The organism is Streptomyces sp. NPDC004721 (assembly GCF_053601495.1).
Map to the genome: position 1 here is coordinate 21,664 of NZ_JBSGBZ010000028.1, position 12,867 is coordinate 34,530.

The window sequence follows — 12,867 nt, forward strand, 5'->3', positions numbered from 1 at the left end:
GCCCGACATGACCCACACCCGTCTCACCGTGGCCCTCACCGCCGCCGGCGTCATGGTCGCCGCGAATCTCTACGGTGCCGTGGCGGCCCGTGCGGACAGCGGCCCCAGTGTGCCCCCGGGCACCGAGCCCTCCGCCTCCGCCCCCGTGAAGGTCGACCCGAGCGACCCCGACCTCAAACTGCCCGAGGGGGCCACCCTCGCCGCAGCCAAGGTGCTGGACATCAAATCCGTTGTCGAGGAGCAGGGCGGTGAGGAGCGCCGTGAGGACACCAACACGGACGTGACGTTCGCCCTCCAGGCCGAGGTGCTCTTCGCCAAGGACAGCGCGAAGCTGAGCGACCGGGCGAAGGCCCGGATCGACACGATCGCGCAGGAGACCAAGAAGCAGAAGGCGAGCCAGGTCCGTGTCTTCGGCTTCACGGACAACCTCGGCACCCACGCGCACGGCGTGGTCCTGTCCAAGCAGCGCGCCAACGCCGTCCAGGACGTCCTCTCCCAGGAGCTGAACGACCCGAACATCACTTTCGACGTGCGCGGTTACGCCGAGCAGTACCCCATCGCGGACAACTCCACGGAGGACGGCCGCAAGAAGAACCGCCGAGTGGAGGTCACGTTCCCCCGCAACCAGAACTGACGGCGTGCGCCGCCAGTCGGAGCGGGCCGCGATGAACAAGCGCTGATTGGGTTGGGTCTCCGGGCCCATGCTGGGCAGGCGGTCGTTCCCTAACCTCGGGCGGAGTTGTGCGCCAACCGGGGGGAGGGCACATGCCACGGTCGCTGTCGGCGGCGTTGGTGCTCGTGCACGCACTGTTCGTCGCCACCGTGCTCGGCGGGATCGGTCTGCTGCTGGCGGCCGGGTCGTACGGCGCCCTCGACGGCGGTGTCATCGCGCTCGTCGCGTACGCCGCCGCGCCCGGGGTGCTCGGCTGGTGGCTCGCCCGGCGGAGCTGGGAGGGCGGGGGCCGGATCCGGTGGGCGCTGATCGGCGTGCAGGTGTGGCTGATCCTCGGGGGGCTCGCCAACCTCACCGGAGGTTCGGCCCGAGGCGGCATCCAGCTCTTCCTGCCCATCCTCATCCTCTACTTCCTGCTTCAGCCCGAGACCCGGCAGTGGTACGCACTCCCGTTGCCCGCGCGGGCCGAGCGCCGTCCCGTCTCGTTCGCCCGGATGATCCGGTGGCGGCACGGGGACGAAGGGCAGACCGCGGTCGAGTACGTGGGCCTGGTCGCGATCGTGGCCGCCATCGTGCTGGCGCTGGTGTTCAGCGGTCTCGGCACGCAGATATTCGTGAGCATCGAGGCCCAGGTCTGCAAGGTCGTCGGGACGGGCTGCGCGGCCCCGGCGGGCAACGGCACCGACACCCACGCCTCCGGCGACACCAGCGGCAGCACGACCGGTGGCGTTGCCGGCACCGGTGGCGACACCAGCGGCGGCAATACGACCGGCGGCGGTACCGCGACCAGCGGCAGCACGACCGGTGGCGGCGCCAGCACCGACGACGGCGACCAGACCACCGGCGGCGACCAGACCACCGGCGGCGACCAGACCACCGAAGACACCCCGCCCACCGAAGACACCCGCACCACCGAATCCGACAAGACCGACAACACCGGCAGTCCCGACGAGAAGAAGGACGACGGCTGTTTCTCCGGTTTCGGTGCCTTCTTCGGGTGTGCCGGGGATCAGCTCAAGCAGGTCGGTGAGGGGATCTTCGTCGACGGTGTCTGGGGGGACGTCACCGGGATCTGGGACATGGTCACGAACCCGGGGGACACCCTCAGCGGGATCGCCGACTACGGCAAGCAGCTCGGGCAGGACTGGCTGGAGGACTCCAAGGACGCCGGGAAGAAGTGGTCGGACGGCGACTACTTCGGAGCCATCTGGGACTGGGGCGGGGCCTCGCTGAACACCGGCGGGACGGTCCTGTGGGACATGTTCATCGGCGACGACGTGGCCGAGGACTGGAACAACGGCGAGAAGACCCGCGCCGTCTCCCACGTCGCCTGGAACATCGGCTCCCTCTTCATCCCCGGCTACGACGTCGGCAAGGTCGCCGAGAAGGTGGGCGACCTCGGCAAACTCGGGAAGCTCGGCAAGCTGGGCAAGTTCGCGGAGCAGGCCGGCGAAGCGGCGGAGGACGCCAAGAAGGCGGCCAAGGCGGGTGACGTCGAGGGCGCCGAGCGGGCCGCGAAGAAGGCGGACGAGGTGGCCGACGAGGCCGAGCGGAAGGCACGCGAGTCCGGCTGCACGATCGCCGCGCCCGACCGCCGGATCCTCTACGAGGGCGGCGGCGGCCTCGGAGGAGGCGCCGGCACCGGAACCACCGTCCTCGCCGCGGGCGGTTCCCGTTACGTGATCCTCGCCGAGGGCCACTGCGACGAGGAGGCGAAGAAGGAGGCCGCCGAGGCCCGCAAGCAGGCGGACGAGGCGGACGAGGCCGCCGAGGACGCGCGGCGCGAGAGCGGCAGGCCGGCCAACGAGTGGCAGGCGGGGGACGACGTACCCGGCCCGGCGCGCGGGAAGACGCTCAAGTTCCCCAACAAGCGCCACACGATCAGCGGAGTGTCGGGCGGTCAGGTCAAGGAGCGCAACACGGTGATCCTCAGGGGCAACGAGGACCTCGTACGCTCGGACATCGAGGGCATCGCCAAGGGCCGGGCGAACCTGTCGCCGGACGGGAACACCTACGAGATCAACGGCCGCAGGTACGAGGTGGAGGCCAACGGGACGGTCTTCCCCAAGTCCGGTCCGGGACTGGTCGAGCTGGATCGCATCGAGTACGCCGCGCTGAAGGAGATCGCGCGGAACAAGGGCGACCTGAGCAAATCGCAGCAATTGCAGCGCGACCCCAAGTTCGTCAACAATCCCGCGAAGGTGCAGAAGGCCAAGGAGATCTACGACGGGACGTACAAGTGATCGCGAACCTCTTCACCGTCGCGGCGCCGGCGCCGGCCCGTCTTCGAGGGGCCCTGGCCGACCTGCTGGCGGTCCCGGAGGACGCGGTGGACGTGGCCGACGCGGACGGCGACCAGGAAGGGCGGCACTGGGAGGCTCCCGTGCTGTGCACCTACCGCCGGCTGCCGCCGGGTGACCTCGCCCTCGAACTGGACCTCACGGTGGAGGACGGCACCGCCGGACGCCTCACGGAGGGAGGGCTCGCGCAGGGCCTCGCGGCGGGGGCGGGCACTTCCGTGCTCCACCCTGCGGAGGTCGAACTGCCGAGTGCCTACTGGGTGGCGACGCCTGACGGTCGATCGGTCAGATGCCGCCTGGAGGCGCTGGACGCCGAGGACGACACGGCGTACCGCGTCGAGGCGGTGGAGGAGCCGGTGGCGGATCTGCCGGACGCGGCGGTGGAGACGCTCCCGGAGATCCTGGACCGGGAGCCCGTCGACACGCCCCTGTCCGACGCCGTCCTCGCCGGGCGGCCCACGGGCCCGGTGGCGAGCGTCGAGGGACACCTGCACTACGGCCTGCGGGTGTGGGAGAGGCTGTGCCGCAGACTGGAATCCGGCTGGCGGCCTTCGGGCCGCTACCGGGAGGACCTGTTCCGGCGTGACCTGGAGGCCCGGGACGACCTCGCGGACGTCGTCGGACAGGTCGACGAGCCCGGCGCCGACGCACTGCGCTCCGCCGTGGCCAGACTCGACCTGATCTTCCGTGAGCACACCGAGGAAACACAGGGAACACAGGTCGCTCACCGCGCGGCGGACGAGACGGCGGACGGGAAGGCGGACCGCTGGTGGTGGCGCCGCCGTCCCCGGAACGTTCCGTGGTGACGCCGCCGCCGGGCCTCGGCCCCTACTCGGTCTCCTCCACCGTCACCAGCACCCCCGCCCGCAGCCCCCACCCCGCCATCGCCCCGGCCTCCGCCTCCAGTACGTGGCGGGAGCGCGGACGGGGCAGGCCCAGGCGGTTCGGCCTCATGGTGACGACGGTGAGGACGCGCAGGTCGCGGTCGAGGTAGGCGACGTCGATCGGGATGCGCATGCGGAAGGTGTGCACGCTGTTGGCGGGGGAGAGCAGGATCGCGCCGTCGACCGCGTCACGGCCCAGTAGGCCCTTGGTGCGGGCCCGGTAGGAGGTCGCCAGCTCCAGCGGGACCGTCACCGGTGCCGAACCGTGCACGATCAGCCTGCCCCGCCCGTCACGCCGGCGTCGTCCCATGCCGAGCCGCCCTCCCACCGAATCGTGTGCCCTGCCGACCGACCGTATCGGCGGACGGTGGGCCCCGCATGGGTCCACGGGCCCATGCCCCGCGCGCACGCCGCGGCTAGGGTCCCCGGCGTGCGCGTACTTGTGACCGTCCTGGCCGCGCTGTGGGGTGCGGGGGCCGGGCTGCTGCTGCCCCGGGCCGCCCACCGGTTCTCGGTCGGCGCCGGGGAGGCGTGGAGCGCCCGGTGCCCGGGCGGGCATCCGATCACCGGCGCGTTCGGGGGCTGGGTGGGCCGGGCCCGCTGCACGGGCGCGGTGGCCGGATGCGGACCGTACGGGCCGCGTGCCCGGGCCGTGGCCGTCGTGACCGCGCTCGTCTGCGCCGCGCTCGCCGCCGCCACCGGGCCCCGCCCCGAGCTGGCCGTCTGGCTGCTCGCCGCGCCGGTCGGCGTGCTGCTGGCGCTCGTCGACCACCGCGTGCACCGGCTCCCGGACGTGCTGACGCTGCCGCTGGCCGCCGCGACCGTCGCCCTGCTCGGTGCCGCCGCCGCGCTGCCCGGCGCCGCGGGCTCCTGGCCCACCGCCCTGCTCGGCGGACTCGCCCTCGGCGCCGCGTACTTCATGCTGTTCCTCGTCAACCCGGCCGGTATGGGCTTCGGTGACGTCAAACTCGCCCTGGCGCTCGGCGCGGCCCTCGGCTGGTACGGCTGGCCGGTTCTCGTCGTCGGCGCCTTCGCCGGACTGCTCTACGGCGCCGGCTACGGACTGGGTCTGGTGGTGCTGCGCCGGGCGGGCCGCAAGTCGGCCATCGCACTGGGGCCGTTCATGCTCGGCGGGGCCCTGACCGGGCTGCTGCTGGGGGCGTTCGCGGTGGCGTGAGGGGCGGGGCGGGCGGAGGGGACGTCCGAGGAGGCGCGCGCCCGTATATAGGAGGCGGCGGGGGACCGGTTCCAGGGACGATCACCTGTATGGCAGACCGTCAGCACCGCCCCGCCCGCCCTTTCGAGGACCTCGTCGCCGAGGGGGCCGCCGTTCCCACCGAGGGCTGGGACTTCTCGTGGTTCGCGGGCCGGGCCACGGAAGAGCGGCCCTCCTGGGGGTACGCCGTCTCGATGGCCGCCCGGCTGGCCGGGGCCCACGCCGTGCTCGACGTGCAGACCGGCGGCGGGGAGGTCCTCGACTTCGCGCTCGGCCGGGCCGGGGCCGCGCCCGCGCTGCTCGCCGCCACCGAGGGCTGGCCGCCGAACGTGGCCGGGGCCACCGCACTGCTCCGCCCGCGTGGCGTCGTGGTCGTCGACTCCCCGGAGGACGCGCCGCTGCCGTTCGCCGACGGCGCCTTCGACCTCGTCGTCAGCCGGCACCCCGTACGCCCGCACTGGGCGGAGATCGCCCGCGTCCTGGAACCCGGCGGGACGTACTTCGCACAGCACGTCGGTCCCGGCAGCGTCTTCGAACTCGTCGAGTACTTCCTCGGGCCCCAGCCGGAGGAGTCGCGCGCCGCCCGCCACCCCGACCGCGAGAGCGCGGACGCGCGGGCGGCCGGTCTGGAGGTCGTCGACCTGCGCGCGGAACGCCTGCGCATGGAGTTCCACGACATCGCCGCCGTCGTGCACTTCCTGCGCAAGGTGATCTGGATGGTCCCCGGGTTCACCGTCGAGGCGTACGAGCCCCGGCTGCGGGCGCTGCACGAACGGATCGAGGCGCGGGGCCCGTTCGTGGCGTACAGCACCCGCCACCTCTTCGAGGCCCGCAGACCGAGGTGAAACACCCGCAATGGGGCGCCTGTTCCCACATCGTTACCGCCCGCCCCTCGCGTCACCCATTTCGCCGAACGTAAAGTTCAGACCAAGGGAATTCGCGTGAGCAAAGCCACGCGGTCGGCACCGCGTGGTGGAGGGGGCTGCGCGGTGCCACAGCCCCTGATGACGGTATCCGCCCGGCCCGGAGCCGGAGCCGGTGCGGGGCGGGTGCCGTCGGCGTCAAGCGGGCGTTCGCGGCCGGGTCGCCCAGGGGAGGGATCCGGGGGCAACACGCCGTGCGCCCTCAAAGGGCCGAGCCTCTTCGCTTCTCGTCGGATCCCGTCCGTTTCGCCGCTGATTCCGTCGTGATTCGGCCATGATCAAGCGCAGATTGATGGATTCCGGCGCTTCGGTGCGATCTCCATGCGTCGTCGCACGACTTCGGAGAGTAATTTTGTCGCGTCTGGGCACACACCAGCCCTTACGAAGGGTTATGGTGGAAACCCCCCCTCGGGCCGGTCCGTCTCCCCCCACGGACCGGCCCGTTTTCTTTGGGAGTCGCGAGGCCCGCGTCTGATACACCAGGGCGCGCGCAGTGCCCTGTTGAGGGACGCTGGAAATGCCGGGGGTAGGCTTCGCCCCCGGGGACCGCCATACGGACCAGGCCGCCGCACGGACAGGGAACGCCCCCGGCCGCGCCTGTCCGATCCATACGGAGGGGCTGACGAACACGTGAACCTGCGCGACAAGCTGCGCGGCCTGCTGGTCAGGCTGTACGCACGCCGGGTGGAGGGCCACCTGGACCCCGCTCAGGTGCCCAAGCACATCGGCGTCATCATGGACGGCAACCGGCGCTGGGCGAAGGCCGCCGGTTCCACCACCGCCCAGGGCCACCGGGCCGGCGCGGACAAGATCGAGGAGTTCCTCGGCTGGTGCACCGAGGCGGACGTCGAGGTCGTCACGCTCTGGCTGCTCTCCACGGACAACTTCGACCGGCCCCAGGAAGAGCTCGTCCCGCTCCTCGGCATCATCGAGGACGTCGTACGCACCCTGGCCGCCGACGGCCGTTGGCGCGTCCACCACGTCGGCACCATGGACCTGCTGCCGCCGGTCATGCAGGCCACCCTCAAGGAGGCCGAGGAGGCCACCGCCCACGTCGACGGAATAGTCGTCAACGTCGCCATCGGCTACGGCGGCCGGCAGGAGATCGCCGACGCCGTGCGCTCCATGCTCCTCGACGCCCACGACCGGGGCACCTCCATGGAGGACCTCGCCGAGTCCGTCGACGTCGAGATGATCGGCCGCCACCTGTACACCAAGGCCCAGCCCGACCCGGACCTGGTCATCCGTACCAGCGGGGAGCAGCGGCTGTCCGGATTCATGCTCTGGCAGACGGCGCACTCCGAGTACTACTTCTGCGAGGTCTTCTGGCCGGCCTTCCGCAAGGTCGACTTCCTGCGCGCGCTGCGCGACTACGCGGCCCGCCACCGCCGCTACGGCGGCTGAGCACATACCCCTTCCGCCACCCGGGTGCCACCTCTTCACGAGGAGTTCATTCGTGCGTCGTTCTACGTATTTGCATGGCGGCGCATCTTCGAGGGCATAAGGCAAACAGGTCGACACCCGAACCACGGGCGTCGGATCTCAGCGGACGGCTCGGGGCCGTCCGCCCGGGAGGCCCTTTGTACGAGCCCGACCGTGCGGTCACGGCACGGACGAAGACGTGGAGAGCCGGTTTTCGGCCCGCCGTGTGCGGGGGCCGTCGACCGGTCGGCTTGCTCCCGCCCGCCCAGCCCGGCCTCCATCTCGTCGCTCCCCGACCTCATCCGAGGGGGTACGTCCTTCCGTGGTGACCAGCACAAAGCGCCACAAGCCAGACCGGCGCACCTACGTTCTCGACACCAGCGTCCTGCTGGCGGACCCGAACGCCCTGACCCGCTTCGACGAGCACGAGGTCGTGCTCCCGATCGTCGTGGTCACGGAACTGGAGGCCAAGCGGCACCATCCCGAACTCGGCTACTTCGCCCGGCAGGCCCTGCGCCTGCTGGACGACTACCGGGTCCGGCACGGCCGCCTCGACGCCCCCATCCCGATCGGGGACCTCGGCGGAACGGTCCGGGTCGAGCTCAACCACTCGGACCCCAGCGTGCTGCCCACCGGCTACCGCCTGGGGGACAACGACTCCCGCATCCTCGCGGTCGCCCGCAACCTGCAGGCGGAAGGGTACGACGTCACCGTCGTCTCGAAGGACCTGCCGCTGCGCATCAAGGCGTCCTCCGTCGGCCTGCTGGCCGAGGAGTACCGCGCGGAACTCGCCATCACCGACTCCTCCGGCTGGACCGGGATGTCCGAACTCACCCTGCCGGGTGAACAGGTGGACATCCTCTTCGAGGAGGGGCACCTCCACGTCCCGGAGGCGGCCGACCTGCCCGTGCACACCGGTCTGACGATCCAGTCCGAGCGGGGCAAGGCACTGGGCCGCGTCACACCCGAGGGCGGCGTCCGCCTGGTGCGCGGCGACCGGGAGGCGTTCGGCATCAAGGGGCGCAGCGCGGAACAGCGGATCGCGCTGGACCTGCTGCTCGATCCGGACGTCGGGATCGTGTCGATGGGCGGCCGGGCCGGCACCGGCAAGTCGGCGCTGGCCCTGTGTGCGGGTCTGGAGGCGGTCCTGGAGCGCCGTCAGCACCAGAAGGTGATGGTCTTCCGTCCGCTGTACGCCGTCGGCGGCCAGGAACTCGGCTATCTGCCGGGCACCGAGGCGGAGAAGATGAACCCGTGGGCGCAGGCGGTCTTCGACACGCTGTCGGCGGTCACGTCCCGGGAGGTCATCGAGGAGGTCACCGCGCGAGGGATGCTGGAGGTCCTGCCGCTCACCCACATCCGCGGCCGGTCGCTGCACGACGCGTTCGTGATCGTGGACGAGGCCCAGTCGCTGGAGCGGAACGTCCTGCTGACCGTTCTGTCCCGGATCGGGGCTAATTCGCGGGTGGTTCTGACCCATGACGTGGCGCAGCGGGACAATCTGCGGGTCGGTCGCTACGACGGTGTCGTCGCCGTCGTGGAGAAGCTGAAGGGTCACCCGCTCTTCGCGCACGTGACACTGACCCGGTCCGAGAGGTCCCAGATCGCGGCCCTTGTGACCGAAATGCTGGAGGACGGGCACATCTGATCGAATTTCGCACACCTGGATGCGGTGATGCGGGAGTTGGCGCCGTCCGGCAAAGGCCTGAGCCTAGCCGGGCGGCGTCCGCGTGTGCGGGCATTTGGGTATTTCCCTTGGGCCGAATGGGGTGTGAGCTTTCACACGCAACTCGGAATTGCCTTGCGGCGTTGGATTACGGCAGAGTCTCACTCCTGTCAGGCCCCGCATACGACACAGCTGTACCCCCTGGGGGGCACCTCCCAGGCGTTAAGCCCTGGGGCAGGTACAGCAACACCTGAGCAGCACGCTTCAACTCCATAGCGTTGTCGTATGCCGCCCGAGCACCACGCGGCGCTCCCCTCGGGGGAGTTGCCCACCGGGCCCGCGCCTCCCGTGACCCCGCAGTTGGGAGGCCAGTGCCAGGGGCACGATTGCGTCCGCCAGGGTCACCGAAGCGGGCGATGCTGGAAGGAAACCGTGTGAGCCGGATCTCGGTCCGGGGATTCGCAGTGGCCTCCGCCACCGCGGTCACCGCTGTCGGAAGCGTCGTCGGCGTTGCCTCGGGCAGCACCGCGCAGAACAACGACGCCGAGGCGATGGCAGCCGACGCGACGCTTCTCGCAGACATCCCCATGGGTCAGCAGGCCCAGGTGCAGACCGCCTCCCTGGCACAGCAGGCCGACGCACAGGCCATCGCCGCGGACGCGAGCGCCAAGAAGGAGGCCGAGCAGGCCGCCCGCAAGGCCGCCGCCCAGACGGCGATCGCCAAGAAGGCGGAGGCCGAGACCAAGAAGGCGGAGGCCGAGAAGGCCGCCAAGGAAGCCAAGGAGCGTGCCGCGCTCCAGGCGGCGGTCAGCCGTTCCGCGAGCCGCGACGCCTCCAGCTTCCCGGTGCAGAGCTCGTACAGCATCTCGCAGATCCAGGCGATGGCGCGCTCGATGGTGCCCGCGGGCCAGTTCCAGTGCTTCAGCAACATCGTGGACCACGAGTCCAGCTGGAACTACCGGGCGGTCAACCCCTCCTCCGGCGCGTACGGCCTGTTCCAGGCGCTGCCCGGCTCCAAGATGTCCTCCGTGGGCGCCGACTGGCAGACCAACCCGGCCACCCAGATCAAGTGGGGCCTGAACTACATGGACAGCCGCTACGGCAGCCCCTGCGACGCGTGGAACTTCTGGCAGGCCAACCACTGGTACTGAGCCGGATCACCGCCGAACTCAACCTCCGCACAGCCCCTCCCCGTCTTAGGGGGAGGGGCTGTTGCCCTGTACGGTCGGACCGGACGACTCCAGGGGGGAGTGGTGGGGAGAGACGGGGGAAGAGGACGGATCATGTCGCGAGTGCCAGGGTGGCTCGGCCGGCTCGGCGCCGGACTCACCGAAATGGGTGAGCGGTTGGACGAGCGCCGCGCCGAAGTGGAGAAGGACCACACCGACCCCACCGGGCCGGAGCCGGACGTGGATCCCGAGCCCCTGCCGGACCCGATCGCCAACCACGCCCGGCCCGATCCCGCCCAGGCCGTGCCGTGGGGCGTACGGGTGGCGGCGGAGGCAGGCTGGCGAGTGCTGGTGCTCGCGGGCACCGTGTGGGTGCTGATGCGCGCCATCAGCGCCATCCAGCTGGTGGTGCTCGCGTTCGTCGCCGCGCTGCTCATCACGGCGCTGCTCCAGCCGACGGTCGCGTGGCTGAGGCGGTACGGGCTGCCGCGCGGGCCGGCCACCGCGCTCACCGCGATCCTCGGCTTCGTCATCATGGGGCTGATCGGGTGGTTCGTGACCTGGCAGGTCATGGAGAACATCGACACGCTCTCCACCCAGATCCAGGACGGCATCGACCAGCTGCGCAAGTGGCTGCTGAACAGCCCCTTCCATGTGACCGACAAACAGATCAACCAGATAGCGAAGAACCTGCGGGACGCGGTCGGCGCCAACACCGACCAGATCACCTCGGCCGGCCTTCAGGGCGTGACGGTGATCGTGGAGGCGCTGACCGGGATTCTGCTGACGGTCTTCTCCACGCTGTTCCTGCTCTACGACGGCCGGCGCATCTGGGAGTGGACGCTGAAGCTGGTGCCGGCGGCGGCGCGTCCGGGCGTGGCCGGTGCCGGTCCGCGGGCCTGGCGCACGCTGACCGCGTACGTGCGCGGCACGGTGATCGTGGCGCTGATCGACGCGATCTTCATCGGGCTGGGGATCTACTTCCTCAATGTGCCGATGGCGGTGCCGCTGGCCGTGTTCATCTTCCTGTTCGCCTTCATCCCGCTGGTGGGCGCGGTGGTGTCGGGCGCGCTGGCGGTGGTCGTGGCGCTGGTCACCCAGGGAGTCTTCACCGCGGTGATGGTGCTGGTGGTGGTGCTGGCGGTGCAGCAGCTCGAGGGGCACGTGCTGCAACCGTTCATCCTCGGCCGGGCGGTGCGGGTGCACCCGCTGGCGGTGGTCCTGTCGGTCGCCGCGGGCGGGCTGATCGCGGGGATCGGCGGCGCGGTGGTGGCGGTGCCGCTGGTGGCGGTGACGAACTCGGCGGTGGGATATCTGCGGGCCTATGCGCGCGAGCAGGAGCGGCGTCAGGCACGGATGTCCGAGCCGGCTCCGGCGGAGCCGGCCACCGTGCCGTCCGGCTCGGGGAGTTCCGAACCGAGCTGAGACCAAACCGCCGAACCCCGTCCACCCTCGAGGGTGGACGGGGTTCGGTCATGCGGTGCGCGTTACTCCGCGAGGGCCGCTTCCGCGTCGAGGGTCGTCGCGACGGCCTGGACCACCGCGGCGATCTTGAAGGCCTCCTGGACCACCTCGCGCTCCACGCCGGCCTTGCGCAGGACCTGCTCGTGGGAGTCGAGGCACATGCCGCAGCCGTTGATGGCGGAGACGGCGAAGGACCACAGCTCGAAGTCGACCTTGTCGACACCGGGGTTGCCGATGACGTTCATCCGCAGGCCGGCCCGCAGGGTGCCGTACTCCTGGTCGGACAGGAGGTGGCGGGTGCGGTAGAAGACGTTGTTCATCGCCATGACGGCCGCCGCGGCCTTCGCCGCGGTGTACGCCTCCGGCGACAGGTTCGCCTTCGCCTCCGGCTCCAGCTCACGCAGGACGATCGGCGAGCGCGAGGCGATCGCCGTGGCCAGCACCGTGCCCCACAGCTGCTGCGCGGGCAGGTCGCTGTTGCCGATGACCGAGCCCAGGTTGAGCTTCAGGTCCTTGGCGTAGTCCGGGACGGCGGACTTCAGGGAGTCCAGGGACATGGGGTCACTCACCCGCCAGCAGGGCGACCGGGTCGAGGGTCTCGTCGCCCTTGGTCCAGTTGCAGGGGCACAGCTCGTCCGTCTGGAGGGCGTCCAGAACCCGCAGGACCTCCTTGGGGTTACGGCCGACCGAGCCCGCCGTCACCATGGAGAACTGGATCTCGTTGTTCTGGTCCACGATGAAGACCGCGCGCTTGGCGAAGCCGTCCTCGCCCTCGATGCCGAGGTCGCGCATCAGCTCGTGCTTGGAGTCCGCCATCATCGGGAAGGGCAGGTCACGCAGGTCGTCGTGGTCCTTGCGCCAGGCGTGGTGGACGAACTCCGAGTCGCCGGAGAAGCCGAGGACCTGGGCGTCGCGGTCGGCGAACTCGTCGTTCAGCTTGCCGAAGGCGGCGATCTCGGTCGGGCACACGAAGGTGAAGTCCTTGGGCCAGGCGAAGACGACCTTCCACTTGCCCTCGTAGGTCTTGTGGTCGATCGTCTCGAACTCCTTGCCCTTCTCCAGCGAGACGCAGGCGGTCAGTTCGAACGCGGGGAACTTGTCACCGACAGTGAGCACGTGCTCTCCTTGCAGCGAGGAAACACCGGTCGTA

The 12,867-nt window shown here is 70.7% G+C and carries 12 protein-coding genes; 9 read left to right on the forward strand and 3 right to left on the reverse strand.

The window, feature by feature from the left end; genetic code table 11:
* The first annotated feature begins 7 nt into the window (after positions 1-7).
* The 3 genes from ACWEK3_RS24775 (at position 8) to ACWEK3_RS24785 (ending at position 3,779) form a co-directional block, all read left to right on the forward strand.
* Positions 8-634: an OmpA family protein gene (locus ACWEK3_RS24775; protein ID WP_453250618.1), complete on the forward strand. Its 627-nt coding sequence runs from the start codon at positions 8-10 to the stop codon at positions 632-634.
* Between the two features lie 131 nt (positions 635-765).
* Positions 766-2,916 carry a hypothetical protein gene (locus ACWEK3_RS24780; RefSeq protein ID WP_453250619.1) on the forward strand — a complete coding sequence of 717 codons (2,151 nt, stop codon included), beginning with the start codon at positions 766-768 and terminating at the stop codon, positions 2,914-2,916.
* Entirely contained in the window at positions 2,913-3,779 is an 867-nt protein-coding gene (locus ACWEK3_RS24785; protein WP_450539338.1) for a hypothetical protein, read from the forward strand. Before ACWEK3_RS24780 ends, ACWEK3_RS24785 begins: the two co-directional genes overlap by 4 nt.
* Before the next feature lie 22 nt (positions 3,780-3,801).
* Here ACWEK3_RS24785 and ACWEK3_RS24790 read toward each other — a convergent pair whose 3' ends face one another.
* A complete protein-coding gene (locus ACWEK3_RS24790) occupies positions 3,802-4,167 on the reverse strand; it encodes a DUF192 domain-containing protein (protein ID WP_450539340.1) in 366 nt (121 codons plus the stop codon).
* An 84-nt stretch (positions 4,168-4,251) separates the two neighbouring features.
* On the opposite strand from ACWEK3_RS24790, the gene ACWEK3_RS24795 reads away from it, so the two are divergent.
* The 6 genes from ACWEK3_RS24795 to ACWEK3_RS24820 all read left to right on the forward strand — a co-directional run bounded on the left by ACWEK3_RS24795 (position 4,252) and on the right by ACWEK3_RS24820 (position 11,678).
* A complete protein-coding gene (locus ACWEK3_RS24795) occupies positions 4,252-5,034 on the forward strand; it encodes a prepilin peptidase (RefSeq protein WP_450539341.1) in 783 nt (260 codons plus the stop codon).
* 89 nt (positions 5,035-5,123) lie between these two features.
* The gene (locus ACWEK3_RS24800; RefSeq protein WP_450539343.1) at positions 5,124-5,918 is read left to right on the forward strand and encodes a methyltransferase domain-containing protein; all 795 of its coding nucleotides are present in this window, start codon (positions 5,124-5,126) and stop codon (positions 5,916-5,918) included.
* Positions 5,919-6,626: 708 nt separating this feature from the next.
* Entirely contained in the window at positions 6,627-7,400 is a 774-nt protein-coding gene (locus ACWEK3_RS24805; protein ID WP_361413139.1) for an isoprenyl transferase, read from the forward strand.
* A gap of 340 nt (positions 7,401-7,740) precedes the next feature.
* Positions 7,741-9,066 (forward strand): PhoH family protein, encoded by a 1,326-nt coding sequence (locus tag ACWEK3_RS24810; RefSeq protein ID WP_376542661.1) that lies wholly within the window; start codon positions 7,741-7,743, stop codon positions 9,064-9,066.
* Between the two features lie 434 nt (positions 9,067-9,500).
* Positions 9,501-10,235: an aggregation-promoting factor C-terminal-like domain-containing protein gene (locus ACWEK3_RS24815; protein WP_453250620.1), complete on the forward strand. Its 735-nt coding sequence runs from the start codon at positions 9,501-9,503 to the stop codon at positions 10,233-10,235.
* Positions 10,236-10,367: 132 nt separating this feature from the next.
* Entirely contained in the window at positions 10,368-11,678 is a 1,311-nt protein-coding gene (locus ACWEK3_RS24820) for an AI-2E family transporter (protein ID WP_450539345.1), read from the forward strand.
* A 62-nt stretch (positions 11,679-11,740) separates the two neighbouring features.
* Here ACWEK3_RS24820 and ACWEK3_RS24825 read toward each other — a convergent pair whose 3' ends face one another.
* Positions 11,741-12,274: an alkyl hydroperoxide reductase gene (locus ACWEK3_RS24825; protein WP_361413143.1), complete on the reverse strand. Its 534-nt coding sequence runs from the start codon at positions 12,272-12,274 to the stop codon at positions 11,741-11,743.
* A gap of 4 nt (positions 12,275-12,278) precedes the next feature.
* The gene (locus tag ACWEK3_RS24830; protein ID WP_141366301.1) at positions 12,279-12,833 is read right to left on the reverse strand and encodes a peroxiredoxin; all 555 of its coding nucleotides are present in this window, start codon (positions 12,831-12,833) and stop codon (positions 12,279-12,281) included.
* Positions 12,834-12,867 lie beyond the last annotated feature (34 nt).

Excerpts from the sequence above, each read along its gene's own strand:
- ACWEK3_RS24790 (WP_450539340.1), bottom strand. The coding sequence starts at position 4,167 with ATGGGACGACGCCGGCGTGACGGGCGGGGCAGGCTGATCGTGCACGGT.
- ACWEK3_RS24815 (WP_453250620.1), top strand. The coding sequence starts at position 9,501 with ATGCTGGAAGGAAACCGTGTGAGCCGGATCTCGGTCCGGGGATTCGCA.
- ACWEK3_RS24795 (WP_450539341.1), top strand. The coding sequence starts at position 4,252 with ATGCCCCGCGCGCACGCCGCGGCTAGGGTCCCCGGCGTGCGCGTACTT.
- ACWEK3_RS24780 (WP_453250619.1), top strand. The coding sequence starts at position 766 with ATGCCACGGTCGCTGTCGGCGGCGTTGGTGCTCGTGCACGCACTGTTC.
- ACWEK3_RS24775 (WP_453250618.1), top strand. The coding sequence starts at position 8 with ATGACCCACACCCGTCTCACCGTGGCCCTCACCGCCGCCGGCGTCATG.
- ACWEK3_RS24825 (WP_361413143.1), bottom strand. The coding sequence starts at position 12,274 with ATGTCCCTGGACTCCCTGAAGTCCGCCGTCCCGGACTACGCCAAGGAC.
- ACWEK3_RS24800 (WP_450539343.1), top strand. The coding sequence starts at position 5,124 with ATGGCAGACCGTCAGCACCGCCCCGCCCGCCCTTTCGAGGACCTCGTC.
- ACWEK3_RS24820 (WP_450539345.1), top strand. The coding sequence starts at position 10,368 with ATGTCGCGAGTGCCAGGGTGGCTCGGCCGGCTCGGCGCCGGACTCACC.